Raw genomic sequence first — 16,847 nt, 5'->3', positions numbered from 1 at the left:
CCGGCCGGGAACGGCACCGGAGCGATCCGGCACCGTACTCCATGTGGACTCGAATCGCGCGTTTCTCAACAGCGGGAGGTGCGCGTCCCGTGCTCCGCGGTGGCATACGGGCGGTCGGGAAGCGCTACGGCGACCCGGTGAGGCGCGGTAGCCCGGCGTGACAACGGCCCCCGCCTCCTGTATGGGCCAGCCCAACTCACAACAGGATGCCGAAATCCTGACGCCCGTCGTCCATCCGGGACGATGCGGCTCAACGGCCGGAGCTATGTCTATGAACATCATCCAGCAGCTCGAGCAGGAAGAAGTTGCTCGTCTCGCCAAGACCATTCCCGACTTCCAGGCAGGCGACACGCTCAGCGTGAACGTGAAGGTCAAGGAAGGCGAGCGCACTCGCGTCCAGGCCTACGAGGGCGTCTGCATCGCGCGCTCCGGCGGCGGGCTCAACGAGAGCTTCACCGTCCGCAAGATCTCCTACGGCGAGGGCGTCGAGCGCGTCTTCCCGGTGCATTCCCCGATGATCGACTCGATCAAGGTGGTCCGTCGCGGCAAGGTCCGCCGCGCCAAGCTCTACTACCTGCGCGACCGCCGCGGTAAGTCCGCCCGCATCGTCGAGCGGGTCGACCGGACGCGGGCCAAGGGCGCTCAGAAGGCTGCAGCCCCCACCGCCGCCGAGTAATTTTTGGAGCTCGCCTTGGCGGGCTTCCTATCGAAAATTCAAAAGCCCGCTCCGATACTTCGGAGCGGGCTTTTGCGTGATCGGAGCTGACATCCGAACAGTAGCCTGGCTGGGCCTCAGCCCCCCAAGGCCTGCAGCACCTTGCCGCCCGGCCGTCCCGTCAACGGCATGCCGAGGCTGCGCTCGACTTCCTTGATCGCCTGCCGCGTCTTCTCGCCGACCTTGCCGTCCGGCTCGCCGACGTCGAAGCCCTTCTGGGTGAGCCGGACCTGCAGGTCGCGGCGCTCGGCGCGCGACAGCGGCGGGTCGTCGGTCGGCCACGCGGCCTGGACGCCGGCCCGGCCACGCAGGCGGTCGGAGAGGACGGCAATGGCCAGCCCATAGGACTCGGCGGCATTGTAGGAATAGATCGAGTCGAAGTTCTTCGTCACCAGGAAGGCCGGCCCGTTGGCGCCGGCCGGCGCCAGGATGCCGACCGGGCCGGAAGCGCTGAGCGCGCTGCCGTCGATCTTGGTCACGCCGAGCGAGCTCCAGTGCCCGACCGGATGCTTGCGGGTGCGGCCGGCGGCGGAGGTGTTGAAGCCGCGCGGCAGCTTCACCTCGTAGCCCCAGCCCATGCCATTGGACCATTTCGCGGCGCGTAAAAAATTGGCGGTGGAGCCGACGGCGTCGGCGGTGGAATCCACCACGTCGCGGCGGCCGTCGCCGTCGAGGTCGACCGCGAGGCGCTGATAGGTCGAGGGCATGAACTGGGTCTGGCCGAAGGCGCCGGCCCAGGAGCCGGTGAGGCGCGAGGGTTCGATGTCGCCGCGCTCGATGATCTTCAGCGTCGCCAACAGCTCGCCGCGAAAGAAGTCGCGGCGGCGGTTGCCCGAGCAGGCGAGCGTCGCAAGCGACTGCACCAGCGGCATCGTGCCGAGGTTCTTGCCGAAATTCGACTCGACGCCCCAGACGGCGGCGATGACGTGGCGGTCGACGCCGTAGCGCTGCTCGGCCGTCGCCAGCGCCTGCGCGTTGCGACGCATGGCGGCCTTGCCGTCCTCGACGCGCTCGTCGTCGACGAGCGCCGCCATGTAGTCCCAGATCGGCGTCTTGAACTCGGGCTGCTTCTGCGAGAGCTCGATGACCTTGTCGTCGTAGACGATGCCATTGGTTGCGGCACGAAACGCCTGTGCCGAGACGCCGGCCGCCGCAGCCTGGCTCTGGATGCCGGCGAGGCAGCTGTCGAAGTCGGCGCGGGCCGCACCGGTGGTGGCGACGCCTGCGAGACAGACGAGGGCGGTGAACGTGGCGCGCGAGGTCATCGGAGCGTCTCCTGCCGGCTCTGCTTTCGCCGCGGCATTCGACGACGAACCGGAACCCAGTTCGTCGGATGATGCGCTGGCGATTTCGCAGATTTAAGGCGCCCGGATGGTAAAGACTTCGTAACGAGGCCTTCGCCTTATGCCCAACCCCGCTCGGCCTGCCGTGCCTCGTAGCCGTCGATCGCCGCACCGCGCTGCATCGTCAGGCCGATCTCGTCGAGGCCGTTGAGCAGGCTGTGCTTGCGGCCTGCGTCGATGTCGAAATGCAGCGTGCCGCCATCCGGCCCCTTGATGGTCTGGGCGGCGAGGTCGACGGTCAGCGTCGCGTTGGAACCGCGCTCGGCATCCTCGAACAGTTTCTCGAGGTCTTCGGGCGAGACCACGATCGCCAGGATGCCGTTCTTGGCGCAATTGTTGAAGAAGATGTCGGCGAAGCTCGTCGAGATCACGCAGCGGATGCCGAAATCGGCCAGCGCCCAGGGCGCATGCTCGCGCGACGAGCCGCAGCCGAAATTGTCGCCGCAGACCAGAATCTTCGACTGCCGATAGGCCGGCTTGTTGAGGACGAAGTCCGGGTTCTCCGAGCCGTCGTCGCGATAGCGCATCTCGGAGAACAGGCCCTTGCCGAGGCCGGTGCGCTTGATCGTCTTCAGGTACTGCTTCGGAATGATGCGGTCGGTGTCGACGTTGATGATCCGCATGGGCGCCGCGACGCCCTCCAGGGTCGTGAATTTGTCCATTGTTTTGCAAGCTTGCCGATGAGCCAGAATTGACGTGGTTCTATCAGCAGCAGCGCTCGCTCGGAAGGCGCGCCTCGCGCTCGTCGCATTGCCCGACTATGGTCGCGCCACCGGAACGGACAGGGCGGCCATGAACGACACGACCAACACCTTCAAGAAGGCGCCCAAGCGCAAGGGCGACAAGGGCCGGAGGGTCACGATGTCGCCGGAAGCCAAGCAGGCCTATGCGGACCTGATCCAGCATCGCCAGGACCAGGAAGAGACCTACAAGCGTCACCTGCCCTCGGATGCCAAGGGCAGGTGAGCGGAGTCGATCAGACCTCGGCCTTCTTCGGCCCGGCCTCGATCACGTCGTCGACGGTGCGCAGGCCCGCCTTCGTCGCGTTGACGAGCACCGCCATGTTGCCGGGCGGATGCTTGTTCTCCCACATCAGGGTATGCGCCGCCGGGATCTTCTCCCAGGGGTAGACCTCGCTCATGCAGGGGTCGACGCGCTGGTCGATCACGAAGCGGTTGGCGGCCGAGGCCTGCTTGAGGTGGGCGAAGTGCGAGCCCTGAATGCGCTTCTGGCGCATCCAGACGTAGCGGGCGTCGAAGGTGATGTTGTAGCCGGTGGTGCCGGCGCAGAACACGACCATGCCGCCGCGCTTCACCACGAGGCAGGAGACCGGGAAGGTCGACTCGCCCGGGTGCTCGAACACCATGTCGACGTCCTTGCCCTTGCCGGTGATCTCCCAGATCGCCTTGCCGAACTTGCGGGCTTCCTTGAGCCAGGTGTTGTACTCGGGCGTGCCGACCTTGGGCATCTGGCCCCAGCAGTCGAAGTCCTTGCGGTTGATCACGCCCTTGGCGCCGAGGCTCATGACGTAGTCGCGCTTCGACTCGTCCGAGATCACGCCGATGGCGTTGCCGCCGGAGGCCGCGATGAGCTGGACGGCGAACACGCCAAGACCGCCGGAAGCGCCCCAGACCAGCACGTTGTCGGAGGGCTTCAGCTGGTGCGGCGGGTGGCCGAACAGCATGCGGTAGGCGGTGGCGAGGGTCAGCGTGTAGCAGGCGGCCTCTTCCCAGGTCAGGTGCTTGGGGCGCGGCATCAGCTGGCGCGACTGCACCCGGCAGAACTGCGCGAAGGAGCCGTCCGGCGTCTCGTAGCCCCAGATGCGCTGGGAGTTCGAGAACATCGGGTCGCCGCCGTTGCACTCTTCGTCGTCGCCGTCGTCCTGGTTGCAGTGGATGACGACCTCGTCACCGACCTTCCACAACTTCACCTTGCGGCCGACCGCCCAGACGATGCCCGACGCGTCCGAGCCGCCGATGTGGATATCGCACTTGTGCGAATCCATCGGCGAGACCGGCTCTCCGAGCGAGCCCCAGACGTGGTTGTAGTTGATGCCGGCGGCCATGACGTAGACCAGCACGTCGTCGTCGCCGATGTCCCAGGTCGGAACGACCTCGACCTTGTTGGCGCTCTCCGGCGGCCCGTGGCGCTCCTTGCGGACCACCCAGGCATACATGTTGGCCGGCACGTGGCCGAGCGGCGGAACCTCGCCGAGGTCGTAGAGGTCCTTGATTTCCACGGTCCCGCCTTTTCCGGCCGGGGTAACCGCTGCGCTCGATGCCATCGTGGCACTCCTTGGTGTGGGTTTTGCGACGCTATAGCGACGTTCCCTGGGGCCTCCAAGTGGGCCGAAAGGCCAAGATCATGCGGTAATCCACGTAAAAAGGCGCCGATGGAGACCGGCGCCCTTCTGCATTCAAAATTATGGTCGAAACCCTACTCGGCGGCGACCCGGCCCGCGTCGATCCCGAGGCCCTTGGCGACGCCCTGACCGAAGTCGGGATGCACCTTGTACCAGTGCGCGATCATGCGATCCTGGATGTGGCGCGGGCTGTCGCCCATCGAATCGACGATGTTGTCGACGAGCCGCTGGCGGCCGCCGTCGTCGAGCACCTTGGTCCAGAAGATCTTGGGCTGCCCGTAGAGATCCTCGTCGTCCCCCGGCCAGCCGTAGCGGCCGGCATCGCCCTTCAGACGCAGCGGCGGTTCGGCGAAGGACGGATCCTGCTTCGGCCCCCCGAAGGAATTCGGCTCGTAATCGACCTGTGCGCCGTGGTTGCCGTCCGTCCGCATGGTGCCGTCGCGATGATAGGTCTGCACGGCGGCTTTCTTGGCCTGGTTCACCGGGATCTGCTGATAATTCACGCCAAGCCGGTAGCGGTGGGCGTCGGCGTAGGAGAGCACCCGGTTCTGCAGCATCTTGTCCGGCGAGAAGCCGATGCCGGGCACGATGTTCGACGGCTCGAAGGCCGACTGTTCGATCTCCGCGAAGTAGTTTTCGGGGTTCCGGTTCAGCTCCATCTCGCCGATCTCGATCAGCGGGTAGTCGCTATGCGGCCAGACCTTGGTGAGGTCGAACGGGTTGATCTGATACGTGTCGGCATCGGCCTCGGGCATGATCTGCACGTCGACCCGCCATTTCGGGAATTCGCTCTTCTCGATCGCGGTCGAGAGATCGGCGGCAGAGTAGTCCGGGTCCTCGCCGGCGATCTTGTCGGCCTCGGCGGACGAAAAGTTCTGGATGCCCTGCTTGGTGTGGAAGTGGAACTTCACCCAGTAGCGCTCGCCCTTGTCGTTCCAGAGCGAATAGGTGTGCGAGCCGTAGCCGTTCATGAAACGGGCGGATTTCGGGGTGCCGCGGTCCGAGTACAGGAACATCACCTGGTGGATCGCCTCGGGGCTCAGGCCCCAAAAGTCCCAGCGGCGCCAATGCGGCTTCAGGTGGGTGCGCGGGTCGCGCTTCTGGGTGCGGATGAAGTCCGAGAACTTGATCGCGTCGCGCACGAAGAAGATCGGCGTGTTGTTGCCGACGAGATCCCAGTTGCCCTCCTCCGTGTAGAACTTGAGGGCGAAGCCGCGTGGGTCGCGGGCCGTGTCGGCAGAGCCGGATTCGCCGCCCACCGTCGAGAAACGGGCGACCATCGGCACCTCCTTGCCGACCTCGGTCAGCACCTTGGCGCGGGTATACTGCTCCAGGCTCTTGGTCAGCCGGAAGGTGCCGTAGGCGCCGTAGCCCTTGGCGTGGACGACGCGCTCCGGAATCCGCTCCCGGTTGAAATGCGCCATCTTCTCGATGAGGTGGTAGTCCTGCATCAGGACCGGCCCGCGCGAGCCCGCCGTGATGGAATTCTGGTTGTCGGAAACCGGGTTTCCGAAGGCCGTCGTCAGTCGCGGGCTTTGGTCTGCCATCGCGTTCCTCTCCGTGCTCATACGTATTCGACCGGTGGCGGCGCGGGTTGCGCACGACACGATCGTCCGCGTGCAACGCACGGGATCGCGTTTGGAGCCGTTCGAAACAGCGGATCTCGTCGCTGATCTCCCGACTCCTCAACCGTGGCTTCCGGTCATGAAGCCGGAGCCCGACACCGCACCTCGGGACACGACCGAAGTCTCCCGCCTGTTCAAGCTTGTGCCGTTGGTGCAAACGGGTCGCATCGTCCGCTCCTGCCGCGCCCTGCCCGTGTCGACACCCGCCATCGAAGATTTCCGCCGCGTCGTCCTGAAGGTCGGTTCGGCCCTGCTCGTCGACCGGGCGCGCGGCCGCCTGCGCCATGCCTGGCTCGCGGCGCTCGCTGAGGACATCGCCGAGCTTCATGCGGGCGGCGTCGACGTCGTCGTGGTCTCCTCCGGCGCGATCGCACTCGGGCGCACCGTGCTCGGCCTGCCGCCCGGCGTGCTGCGGCTGGAGGAGAGCCAGGCCTCGGCCGCCGTCGGGCAGATCGCGCTGGCGCGACACTGGACCGAGGCGCTCGGGCACCACGACATCGTCGCCGGCCAGATCCTGGTCACGCCGAAGGACACCGAGGAGCGCCGCCGCTACCTCAACGCCCGCGCCACCGTGCAAAAACTCTTGGAAGTCCGCGCGGTGCCCGTCGTCAACGAGAACGACACGGTCGCCACCGTCGAGATCCGCTACGGCGACAACGACCGCCTCGCCGCCCGCGTCGCCACCATGATCGGCGCCGACGTGCTGGTGCTGTTTTCCGACATCGACGGGCTCTACACCGCGCCGCCGCACACCGATCCGGCCGCCCGGCACCTCGCCGTGATCGACCGGATCACCCCGGAGATCGAGGCCATGGCCGGCGGCCCGGCCTCGGAGCTGTCGCGCGGCGGCATGCGCACCAAGGTCGAGGCGGCCAAGATCGCGGTCTCGGGCGGCACCCACATGGTCATCGCCGACGGGCGCGGAAAAAATCCGCTGCGTGCGATCCGCGAGGGCGGGCGCTGCTCCTGGTTCCTGTCCGGCTCCACCCCGACGGCTGCGCGAAAAACCTGGATCGCGGGCGCGCTGGAACCGAGCGGCACGCTGGTCATCGACGACGGCGCGGCCCGCGCGCTCCAAAGCGGCGCGAGCCTGCTGCCGGTGGGCGTGACGGCGGTCGAGGGCGCCTTCGGCAAGGGCGACGCGGTGCTGATCCGCGACCGTTCCGGCCGCCTGCTCGGCCGCGGGCTCGTCGGCTTCGACAGCGGCGAGGCCCGGCGCATCATCGGCCGGCCGAGCCGCGAGATCGAAGGACTGCTCGGCTATTCCGGCAGAGCCGAGATCGTCCACCGCGACGACCTCGCCACCGCCGGATCGTTCGATCCGATCTGATCGCGGCGGCCGCCTTATCCGAACCGGGCACGCCGGCGCTTGTTTCGGAATCGCCCGGCATGCGATGAGTCGTCGAGAGTATCCTGCGCCCCGCGCGCATTCCCGATGACGGAAACGGAATCGTGCCTGTCTTGAACCTCCGGTCGGAGTTCTCGGATTCCGACGACCTGCCGACTCTGATGGCCGCGATCGGCCGCCGGGCGCGGGCCGCCGCGCGCGGCATGGCGCTCGCCTCGGCGCACACCAAGGACATCGCGCTGCGCGCCATCTCGGAGCGCATCCGCGCCAACGCCGCCGAGATTCTGCGCGAGAACGCGCGGGACGTCGGCGCCGCCAAGGCCGCCGGGCAGAGCAAGGCGCTGATCGACCGGCTCACCCTCGACGAGCGGCGCGTCGCCGGCATCGCCGAGGCGGTGGCGCAGGTCGGCGCGCTGGCCGATCCGGTCGGGCGCCAACTCGCGGCCTTCGAGCGGCCGAACGGCCTCCTGATCGAGCGCATCTCGGTGCCGCTCGGCGTCGTCGGCGTGATCTTCGAGAGCCGCCCGAACGTCACGGCCGACGCCGGCGCACTCTGCCTCAAGGCCGGCAACGCCGCGATCCTGCGGGCAGGCTCGGATTCGCACCGCACCGCCACCGTCATCGCCCGCGCCATGAGCGAGGGCTTGGCGCAAACCGGCCTGCCGCCCGATGCGATCCAGCTTGTGCCGACCCGCGACCGCGCCGCAGTCGGCCTGATGCTCACCGGTCTCGACGGCTGCCTCGACGTGATCGTGCCCCGCGGCGGGCGCAGCCTCGTCGAGCGGGTCCAGGCCGAGGCGCGCCTCCCGGTCTTCGCCCATCTCGACGGCATCAACCACGTCTATGTCGGAGCGAGCGCCGATCTCGACATGGCCCGCAATCTCCTCCTCAACAGCAAGATGCGCCGCACCGGCGTCTGCGGCGCGGCCGAGACGCTGCTGGTCGATCGTGCGGTCGCCGAAACGCACCTGGCGCCCCTGATCGCGGCGCTGCTCGATGCCGGCTGCGCGGTGCGCGGCGATGCGGCGACGATGGCGGCCGACCCCCGCGTGACCGCCGCGGACGAGGCCGACTGGCGCACCGAATATCTCGATGCGATCATTTCGGCGCGGGTGATCGACGGGCTCGACGCCGCGATCGAGCACATCGAGAACCACGGCTCGCACCACACCGACGCGATCGTCACCGAGGACAAGGAGGCGGCGGCCCGCTTCCTCGCCGAGGTCGATTCCGCCATCGTCACGCACAACGCCTCGACGCAGTTCGCTGACGGCGGCGAGTTCGGCTTCGGCGCCGAGATCGGCATCGCCACCGGGCGGATGCATGCGCGCGGCCCGGTCGGCGTCGAGCAGCTGACGACGTTCAAGTACCGCGTCCACGGCAGCGGACAGACGCGCCCGGTCTGAGCCGCGCCGGACCGGCCGAGGATGGACCCGCCAAAGCTGCCGCCGGCCGCCCCCGGCATGCGGATCGGCCTGTACGGAGGCTCGTTCAACCCGGCCCATGCCGGCCACCTGCATGTCAGCCGCATGGCCCTGAAACGGCTGCGGCTCGACCGGGTCTGGTGGCTGGCGACGCCCGGCAATCCGCTGAAGGATCGTCGTGAACTCGCGCCGTTGTCTGAGCGGCTCGCAATCGCCGGAACCGTGGCCGATAATCCGCGCATCGCGGTGACGGGCTTCGAGGCGGCGATCGGCGCGCGCTACACCGTCGAGACCCTGCGCTGGCTGCGCCTGCGCCGTCCGGCCCTGCGCTTCGTCTGGATCATGGGCGCCGACTCGCTGACGAGCTTCCATCGCTGGGAGCGGTTCCGCGAGATCGCGTCGCTGATGCCGATCGCGGTGATCGACCGCCCCGGCCACACCCTCGCGGCACCCAACGCCCCGGGCGCGCGGGCGCTGGCGCGCTGGCGCATCGACGAGACCGATGCGCCGCTGCTGGCGGAGCATGCGCCGCCGGCCTGGGTCTTCCTGCATGGCCCACGCTCGTCCCTGTCATCGACGGCGCTGCGGAAGCGTGTATGAGAGGGGTCCATCAGTCCGCACCATTGACATCGGCGGACGAACCCTCACGTTTTCGTGTAAGACGAGAGCCGCCTCGGACGAGGCCGCGCCAGAATCAGGAACCGATCCGCTGAGCGATCACGACACCCAGGGAGCCGACGGCTCCGACGCTCTGAAGGCCCTCGCGCTCGGGTGCCTCGACGACATGCAGGCCGAAGAGACCATCGCCATCGATCTCGCGGGCAAGACCTCGCTCGCCGACACGATGATCATCGCCTCGGGCCGCTCCCAGCGCCATGTCGGCGCCATCGCCGACAAGATCCTCCAGGATCTCAAGGCCAAGGGCTACGGCACCGCCCGCGTCGAGGGCATGCCCGCCTGCGACTGGGTGCTGATCGATGCCGGCGACCTCCTGGTCCACATCTTCCGGCCGGAAGTGCGCGGCTTCTACAACCTCGAGAAGATCTGGGGCGAGGACCGTCCCTCGGCGCATCTCGGCGGCTGATTTTTCGCAGGTTCGCGCGGCGCAGGGATCGGCGGCTGCATACGTTCACCTCACCGTCAGTCCGGGGTCGCCAGAGGCGAGAACCCGGAATCCATGCGCGATGCGACCGCCGGCCATCGCGCCGGGGTTCCGCTTCGCGGCCCCGGAAGTACGACGAAGGTCGTTCAGCATCCGGCTCCACCCGAAGCCACGCTGTCCCGGAACTCCGCCTCCTGACGGATCAGCAGGCCGAGCAGCGGGTGGCGCAGGTCGAGGACGAAGCGGAACGTGCCCCCCTCCGTCTCGGCATGGCTGACGCACAACGCGCCCGGCGACAGCCAGCGCGGCAGGTGGAGCCGCACACCCAGACCATCCCAGAAATAGCGGCGGCTGCGAAACACCAGGGCGCCGTCTTCTACCGCGACCGTCAGCGACATGCCGAGCCCCGCGCCGACATGCTCTTCGAGGCCAGTCGGACCGGCGAAGCGCTTGGCCGAGTGGATCATCTGCGGAAAGCCGCGGGGCCGGGCGTAGAGCCGCGTCCAGATCTACCCGCCGCGGCGCGGGTCTTCGGTGACCGAGACGACGCTCGCCATGCCGGCCGCGCGCGAGACTGGCAGCGGCGCGCCGACGCCGCGCGCCGCCTGCGCCAGCAGCCATCCGGCGACGCTCATCCGCGTGGCGACGACATGCCCGGCATAAACGGCGCTGGCGCTCTGCGGCAGGCGCTTCGAGAAGCGGCGGCGCACGGCCGGCGGCAGCGTGTTCCACTGCGCGTCGGAGATCAGGGCCCGGAAGCGCAGGTCGAGGAGGTCGGTCGGCGCGGGCGCGGCGGCGGACGGGAGCGGCCGGGATCTTGCGAGGGCTGTCATCGGGTCAGCCCTCCGGCTTAGAGGGCAGGAACTTCACGATGCGGCTGCCGAGCCGGATCAGCTTGGCCAGCGTCCCGTGCGGCACATGCAGCATCTGCGCGTACCAGCCCTCCATGGTCTGCGTGAAATCGAGCATCGCATTCAGCCGCCGCCGCGCCACGGCGCCGACAGCGGGATCGTCCTCGGCCTGGACCGCGCAGACGCGGAGCGCCGCGATGGCCGGATCGATCTCGCGCTCCTTGCGGCCGGCGGCGATGCGCGTCGCCATCTCCCACAGGTCGGTCTCGGCGACGAAATGATCGCGCCGGTCGCCGGCCACCGGGACCCGCCGGATCAGGTTCCAGCCGGTGAGTTCCTTCAGCGAGTTCGAGACGTTGGAGCGCGCGATGCCGAGCGCGTCGGCGATCTCCTCGGCCGTCAGCGGCTTCTCGGAGAGGTAGAGCAGCGCATGGATCTGCGCGACGGAGCGGTTCACGCCCCATTGCCCACCGAGATTGCCCCAGTGCATCACGAAGCCTTCGATCGCGGCCGGCAGCTTGGATGGGACGTCTGTTATTTCTGTCATGACAGAAATAACAGACCGGATCGAGTGCCATGTCAAGCGGTCGTGCGCCGACCACCCTACCGGTAGATCCGGCCGTCAGCGCGTCTCGCCGACGCCCGCGATTACGAAGCGGATGTAATCGACGGATCGCGCGAACCGGTCGGGCGCCATGCGGTCGAGACGTCCCTCACGTGCCAGCAGGGCGTCCTCGATCACGGGCCGCCAGTCCGGCGGATAGGTCCGCAGGGCCCAGCGGCCGGCCTCGGTCTTCGAGACGATGTCGCCGGTGGCGACGGTGCGCGCGATCCGGGTGACGCCGAGCACGCCCCAGCCGAACGAGGATGCGGCCATGTCCTCGTCCGGGCGCTTGCGCGCCAGGGCTGCTTCGGCCTGCGCGATCCAGCCCATCCAGTAGCTGTTGAGGTTGGCGATCTGGAAGCGCCGCGTCGACTCGGCATCGCTGGCGATGCCGAGCTGTATCGGCTCGGGTCCCCGGACGGTGATCCCGTGCCGGGCGAGACACGTCCAGAGCAACGGATTGATCTCGAAGCAGCGCGCCTGCGCCTGAAGATCTCCCTCGACGACGAAGGTCGCATATTCGATGTCGCCCGGGATCCGGGTGAGCCGGTCCGGCGTCAGATAGATCCCGTCGAAGAACGGCGGCGCCAGCGCCGCCATCTCGGCATGGACGCGCGCGAGGCCATCCAGCTGCTCCAGGCTCGGCCCCGCCGGGACCAGCGCGACAACATCGATGTCGCTGATGCCCTCGCGATAATCGCCGAGGGCTACGGAGCCGACGAGGTACAGCCCCGTGACGAATCCGGGCGCCACCCCGTCGACCCGCGCGAGATAGGCGCGGACCGTGTCGGTGACGGAGCTCGGCAGCCCATCCACGCCTACGCCACCGAGAACCGATAGGTCGAGGTCGACATAAAGGGGGCGCCCGGCCTCAGTACGGCGGAAGGAAATTCCGGGTGGTTCGGGGCGTCGGGGAAACCTTGGGTCTCGAAGCAGACGCCATCGCCGGAGCGGTAGATGCGGCGCGAAGGGCCGGCGAGTGTGCCGTCGAGGGTGTTGCCGGTGTAGAGTTGCAGCGCCGGCTGCGTGGTGGCGACGTCGAGGCGGCGGCCGCTCACCGGGTCGAGGCAGGAGGCGGCGGGGCGCAGGACGCCCGCCTGTCCCCGGACGACGAAATTGTGGTCGTAGCCCTTGGCCCAGACGATCTGCGGGTCATCGTCGCGGATGCGCGCGCCGAGCGCCGTGGCCGTGCGAAAATCGAAGGGCGTGCCCTGCACGGAGCGGATCTCGCCGGTGGGGATCTGGTGCGCGTCGGTCGGCGTGTAGGCGTCGGAGGCGAGTTCGACCACGTGGCCCAACACGTCGCCGGAGCCTTCGCCGGCAAGGTTGAAGTAGCTGTGGTTGGTCAGGTTGAGCGGCGTCGGCTTGTCGGTCCAGGCCCGATAGTCGATGCGCAGCACCCCGTCCTCGGGCAGGCTGTAGACGACTTCGAGGTCGAGGTTGCCGGGAAAGCCCTCCTCCCCGTCGGGGCTGCGCCGCATCAGCACGACGCGCCCCGCATCCGCCGACAGGACCCGGAACAGGCGCTTGGCGAAGCCGGTCACGCCGCCGTGCAGGGTGTTCGGCGGGTCGTTGATCGGCAGTTCGTAGGCCTGCCCGTCGAGGCTGAAGCGCCCCTTGGCGATGCGGTTGGCGTAGCGGCCGGCGAGCGCGCCGAAATGCGGGCTGAGCGTTTCGTAGCCCTCGACCGTCTCAAGCCCGAGCACGACGTTGGCGAGCCGGCCCGCGCGGTCCGGCGTCTCGATCGTGGTGACGATGCCGCCGAGATCGAGGATCTGGACGCGAAAGTTTCCGCGCTCCAGCGTCAGGCGGGTGACGATCTCGCCGCCCTTGGTCTTGCCGAAGATCTCGCCTGCCATCGGTCTCTCCTGGCGCTGAGTGGACGGTCCCCGAAGCTCAGACCGCAGCCGGAACCGGCTCATCCGACAATTGCAGCCGGTGCAGCCGGGCATAGGTCCCGCCAGCTGCGACCAGCGCCTCGTGCGTGCCCGTCTCGATCACCCGGCCGGCCTCCATCACCGCGATCTGCCCGGCATCGCGCACGGTGGAGAGGCGGTGGGCGATGACCAGCGTGGTGCGGCCGCGCATCAGCCGGACGAGGGCCTCCTGCACGAGCTGCTCGGATTCGGAATCGAGGGCGCTGGTCGCCTCGTCGAGCAGCAGGATCGGCGCGTCCTTGAGGAAGGCGCGGGCGAGGGAGATGCGCTGGCGCTCGCCCCCCGAGAGCCGCCCGCCCGCCGGGCCGACGCGAAAGTCGTAGCCCTCGCTTAGGCGCGAGACGAAGCCGTGGGCGGCGGCGGCCTCGGCGGCGGCCTCGATCTCGGTCCGGCTCGCCCCCGGCCGGCCGAAGCCGATATTGGCGGCGATGGTGTCGTCGAACAGCACGACCTCCTGCGAGACCACCGAGACGGCGGCACGCAGCGAACCGATCGTCACGCCGCGGATGTCCTGGCCGTCGATGAGCACGCGGCCGTCGGTGACGTCGTAGAGACGCGGCACCAGGTTGAGCAGCGAGGATTTTCCCGAGCCCGAGCGGCCGACGAGCGCTGTCGTGGATCCGGCCCGCACCGTGAGGTCAATGCCTTCCAGGGCCGGCGCGTCCTCGCGGTAGCGGAAGCGCAGGTTTTCGAATGTGATCTCGCCCTGCGTCACCCGCAGCGGCACGGCGTCCGGCGCCTCCCGGATGGTCGGGTGTTCGTCGAGCAGGGCGAAGTAGCGGGTGAGCGCGGCGGCGGCCTCCTGCAGGATGGCGTTGAGGGTGCCCAGCGCGCGGGCGGGCTGCGCGGCAAGCAGTAGCGCGGCGACGTAGCCGGTGAAATCGCCGACGGTCTTCTCGCCCGACATGACCCGCTGGCCGACGATCACCAGCACGGCCGCGACGGCGAAGCCGCCGCCGATCTCGAGCAGCGGGTCGAGCCGGCCGCGGGCGTTGGCCGCCTTCATCTTGAGCCGGCGGACCTCGTCGAGGGCGTCCGAGGCGCGGCCCTTGAGGTAGCCCTCCAGCGAATAGGTCTTGGCGATGCGCGCGCCCTGCAGGCTCTCGCTGATGAGGCTCGCCATCAGCCCCATCTGCTCCTGCGTGTTGGTAGAGACGTGGCGCAGCTTCTTGCCGACGCGGCCGATCGGCCCGGCGACGAACGGCACGGTGATGCCGGCCACCAGCGTCAGGACCGGGTCCATCCAGACCAGGGCGATCACCAGCGCGATCAGCATGGCGATGTCGCGCAGGAGCACGGTGGAGATGCGGGTCAGCGCCTCCTTGATGAAGGCGAAATCCGTAGTGAAGCGCTGCGTGAACGAGGCGGCGCTCTCGCGCCCGAGCTGGGCCATGTCGGCCTCGATCAGGTGGGCGTAGAGCGCCCCCTGCATATCCGCCTCGACCCGCGTCACCACGCGGTTCGTCAGGATGGTCTGGCCGAACAGGGCGAAACCGCGCACGGAGGTGACCACGATGACGACGAGCGGCCCGTAGGCCAGCGCCCGCTGGTCCTTGGCGTCGAAGGCGTCGAAGGCGGCCTTGATCAGCGCCGGGTAGAGGCCCGTCGCCGCGCCGACGATAGCGATCAGCACCAGCACGACGGCGAGCGTCGCCCGGTGCGGCGAGAGCCACTCGCGCCAGAGCCGTCGCAGGAGAGGGAGGGTGTCGCCCCTCAGGAGCGGGCGCCGCGCCATGCCGGTCCAAAATCTTCCGTCGATCCGCCCCAACGGGAGAAGGGCCAGCGGTGTGTGCAGCCGCCGTCCCGCAGGATCAAGCGAAACCCGAAGAGATCAGTCGTCGTCCCGGCCCCCCGGCCCGTCGCGCTCGCCCTTGCGATGGTGCCAGCCGCCGCCATGCGGGCGCATCGGGCGGGCCAGGATCGCGGCGCGGCGCTTCTGGCCGTCGTCGAGGGTGGCGTAGAGCGGCGCGGTGGCGTCGGCGAGCTTCCGGAGCGCCTCGCCGCGGGCGGTGGCCGCGTCGGCCATGCCGCGCAGGCGCGCCGGGGCGTCCTCGGTCGCCGGGCCGCCTGCGCGGCGGGCCTGCATCCGGGTCTCGCGCTGGCGGGCGAGGTCGCGGATGGCGGTCTCCACCGGCGGCCAGAGCTTGTCCTGGTCGGGGTTGAGTTTCATGCCGGCATGCAGCGCGGCGATGCGCGCGTCGGCGAAGGCCTCGCGATCCTCCGGCGAGAGCGCGCTCCAGCGGCCGTGCCCGTGGCCCGGGCCGCCCCAGCCGTGCAGCTCCCCAGCCCGCGCCGAGGCCACCGCCCCCGCGCCGGCGAGCCCCGCCAGCAGAACCGCAACGATCACACGTCTCGACATGGCCGAACCTCGTCTCACGAGAAGGGACCCCACCCAGGCCCGGATCCTACGCAGGGCCGTGTATCCGGCATGTGTCCGGCGGATTGCCGAGGGTTCACAATCAAACCGGGATACCGCGGCACCGGGATTGGCAGTGTGATAATGTTACATTACAGGGTCACGATGCCACGGGAGCAGAGGGACCGATGACGGCGAACGGACGAACGCGGATCGGGCCGGCTGCGGCGTGGCTGCTCCTGATGCTGGCCGTGCTGGTGCCGGCCGCCGCCTCGGCCGATGACCGGATCAGGGCGGTGGCGACGTTCTCGATCCTCGGCGACCTCGTGCGGCAGGTCGGCGGCGTGCGCGCGGAGGTGACGAGCCTCGTCGGGCCGGACGCGGACGCGCACAGCTTCAGCCCCGCCCCCGAGGATGCCCGGCGGCTCGCCGCCGCCGACATCGTGTTCGTCAACGGCCTCGGCTTCGAGGGCTGGATCGAACGGCTGATCCGGGCGTCCGGCACCAAGGCTCCGGTGGTCGTCGCCTCGCAGGGCGCCAGGACCATCGCCGGCTCGCGCGACCCCCACGACCAAGGCCATGACCACGGGCACGACCACGGCGCGGCGGACGATCACGCCGACCCGCATGCCTGGCAGAGCGTCGCCAACGTCAAGCTCTACGTCGCCGCGATCCGCGACGGGTTCTCGCGGATCGATGCGCCGCATGCCGCGCTCTACGCGGAGAACGCCAGGGCCTATTGCGAAAGGCTCGACGCCCTCGATGCCGAGATCCGCGAGACCATCCGCAGCATTCCCGAGGCACGCCGGCGCATCATCACCAACCACGATTCCTTCGGCTACTACACCGACGCCTACGGCCTGCGCTTCATCGCGCCCCAGGGCGTCTCGACGGAGAGCGAGGCCGGCCCGAAGGACGTCGCCCGCATCATCCGGCAGATCCGCCAGCAGAAGATTCCGGCGGTTTTCCTCGAATCCATCGCCGATCCGCGCCTGATGCAGCAGATCGCCCGCGAAAGCGGGGCAAAGCTCGGCGGCAAGGTGTTTTCGGATGCGCTGAGCGGAGCCGACGGACCTGCCCCGGACTACATCGCGATGATGCGCGCCAACCTGCGGGCGTTCCGCGAGGCGCTGGGGTAGCCGCCTCCGTCATCGCGCGTCCAAGACGTTGCGATTCGCAG

At 68.9% G+C, this 16,847-nt stretch carries 16 protein-coding genes and 1 pseudogene; 7 read left to right on the top strand and 10 right to left on the bottom strand.

Translation table 11 applies throughout. The features are described 5' to 3' along the window. Positions 1-271: 271 nt before the first annotated feature. A complete protein-coding gene (gene rplS, locus MFF07_RS03525) occupies positions 272-676 on the top strand; it encodes a 50S ribosomal protein L19 (RefSeq protein WP_147813446.1) in 405 nt (134 codons plus the stop codon). Positions 677-792: 116 nt separating this feature from the next. Here rplS and MFF07_RS03520 read toward each other — a convergent pair whose 3' ends face one another. Beyond that, entirely contained in the window at positions 793-1,980 is a 1,188-nt protein-coding gene (locus MFF07_RS03520) for a lytic murein transglycosylase (protein WP_147813444.1), read from the bottom strand. Between the two features lie 137 nt (positions 1,981-2,117). Beyond that, positions 2,118-2,720 (bottom strand): 3-isopropylmalate dehydratase small subunit, encoded by a 603-nt coding sequence (gene leuD, locus MFF07_RS03515; protein ID WP_147813442.1) that lies wholly within the window; start codon positions 2,718-2,720, stop codon positions 2,118-2,120. A gap of 130 nt (positions 2,721-2,850) precedes the next feature. Between leuD and MFF07_RS03510 the strand changes: the two genes are divergently transcribed. After that, positions 2,851-3,024, top strand: coding sequence for a hypothetical protein (locus MFF07_RS03510; RefSeq protein WP_187272385.1), 174 nt, complete (start codon positions 2,851-2,853; stop codon positions 3,022-3,024). A 10-nt stretch (positions 3,025-3,034) separates the two neighbouring features. Here MFF07_RS03510 and ccrA read toward each other — a convergent pair whose 3' ends face one another. Then, positions 3,035-4,342 (bottom strand): crotonyl-CoA carboxylase/reductase, encoded by a 1,308-nt coding sequence (gene ccrA, locus MFF07_RS03505; RefSeq protein WP_147813440.1) that lies wholly within the window; start codon positions 4,340-4,342, stop codon positions 3,035-3,037. A 152-nt stretch (positions 4,343-4,494) separates the two neighbouring features. Next, complete coding sequence (locus MFF07_RS03500) at positions 4,495-5,967, bottom strand: catalase (RefSeq protein WP_238230711.1); 1,473 nt, start codon at positions 5,965-5,967, stop codon at positions 4,495-4,497. A gap of 157 nt (positions 5,968-6,124) precedes the next feature. On the opposite strand from MFF07_RS03500, the gene proB reads away from it, so the two are divergent. The 4 genes from proB to rsfS all read left to right on the top strand — a co-directional run bounded on the left by proB (position 6,125) and on the right by rsfS (position 9,901). Next, on the top strand, positions 6,125-7,375 hold the full coding sequence (proB, locus tag MFF07_RS03495; protein WP_147813436.1) for a glutamate 5-kinase: 1,251 nt from the start codon (positions 6,125-6,127) through the stop codon (positions 7,373-7,375). Between the two features lie 122 nt (positions 7,376-7,497). After that, positions 7,498-8,799, top strand: coding sequence for a glutamate-5-semialdehyde dehydrogenase (locus tag MFF07_RS03490; RefSeq protein ID WP_238230708.1), 1,302 nt, complete (start codon positions 7,498-7,500; stop codon positions 8,797-8,799). 57 nt (positions 8,800-8,856) lie between these two features. After that, positions 8,857-9,417 carry a nicotinate-nucleotide adenylyltransferase gene (locus MFF07_RS03485; protein ID WP_238230821.1) on the top strand — a complete coding sequence of 187 codons (561 nt, stop codon included), beginning with the start codon at positions 8,857-8,859 and terminating at the stop codon, positions 9,415-9,417. 151 nt (positions 9,418-9,568) lie between these two features. Beyond that, positions 9,569-9,901, top strand: coding sequence for a ribosome silencing factor (gene rsfS, locus MFF07_RS03480; protein WP_373322242.1), 333 nt, complete (start codon positions 9,569-9,571; stop codon positions 9,899-9,901). Positions 9,902-10,065: 164 nt separating this feature from the next. Here the strand turns inward: rsfS and MFF07_RS03475 are convergent. From MFF07_RS03475 to MFF07_RS03450, 6 genes and pseudogenes are all read right to left on the bottom strand, one after another. After that, a pseudogene (locus MFF07_RS03475) lies at positions 10,066-10,752 on the bottom strand (DUF4166 domain-containing protein). 4 nt (positions 10,753-10,756) lie between these two features. Continuing rightward, positions 10,757-11,317: a GbsR/MarR family transcriptional regulator gene (locus tag MFF07_RS03470; protein ID WP_147821674.1), complete on the bottom strand. Its 561-nt coding sequence runs from the start codon at positions 11,315-11,317 to the stop codon at positions 10,757-10,759. 75 nt (positions 11,318-11,392) lie between these two features. Next, positions 11,393-12,190 carry an aminoglycoside adenylyltransferase domain-containing protein gene (locus MFF07_RS03465; protein ID WP_147821672.1) on the bottom strand — a complete coding sequence of 266 codons (798 nt, stop codon included), beginning with the start codon at positions 12,188-12,190 and terminating at the stop codon, positions 11,393-11,395. Between the two features lie 2 nt (positions 12,191-12,192). Then, complete coding sequence (locus tag MFF07_RS03460) at positions 12,193-13,233, bottom strand: aldose epimerase family protein (RefSeq protein ID WP_147821671.1); 1,041 nt, start codon at positions 13,231-13,233, stop codon at positions 12,193-12,195. Between the two features lie 37 nt (positions 13,234-13,270). Continuing rightward, complete coding sequence (locus MFF07_RS03455) at positions 13,271-15,046, bottom strand: ABC transporter ATP-binding protein (RefSeq protein WP_147821669.1); 1,776 nt, start codon at positions 15,044-15,046, stop codon at positions 13,271-13,273. 96 nt (positions 15,047-15,142) lie between these two features. After that, positions 15,143-15,670 (bottom strand): Spy/CpxP family protein refolding chaperone, encoded by a 528-nt coding sequence (locus tag MFF07_RS03450; protein ID WP_238230707.1) that lies wholly within the window; start codon positions 15,668-15,670, stop codon positions 15,143-15,145. Positions 15,671-15,909: 239 nt separating this feature from the next. On the opposite strand from MFF07_RS03450, the gene MFF07_RS03445 reads away from it, so the two are divergent. Then, positions 15,910-16,806: a metal ABC transporter substrate-binding protein gene (locus MFF07_RS03445; RefSeq protein WP_238230815.1), complete on the top strand. Its 897-nt coding sequence runs from the start codon at positions 15,910-15,912 to the stop codon at positions 16,804-16,806. Positions 16,807-16,847 lie beyond the last annotated feature (41 nt).

It is taken from the genome of Methylobacterium thuringiense, assembly GCF_022179645.1.
Lineage (GTDB): Bacteria > Pseudomonadota > Alphaproteobacteria > Rhizobiales > Beijerinckiaceae > Methylobacterium > Methylobacterium thuringiense.
This window is presented reverse-complemented; position numbering and strand designations above follow the sequence as displayed.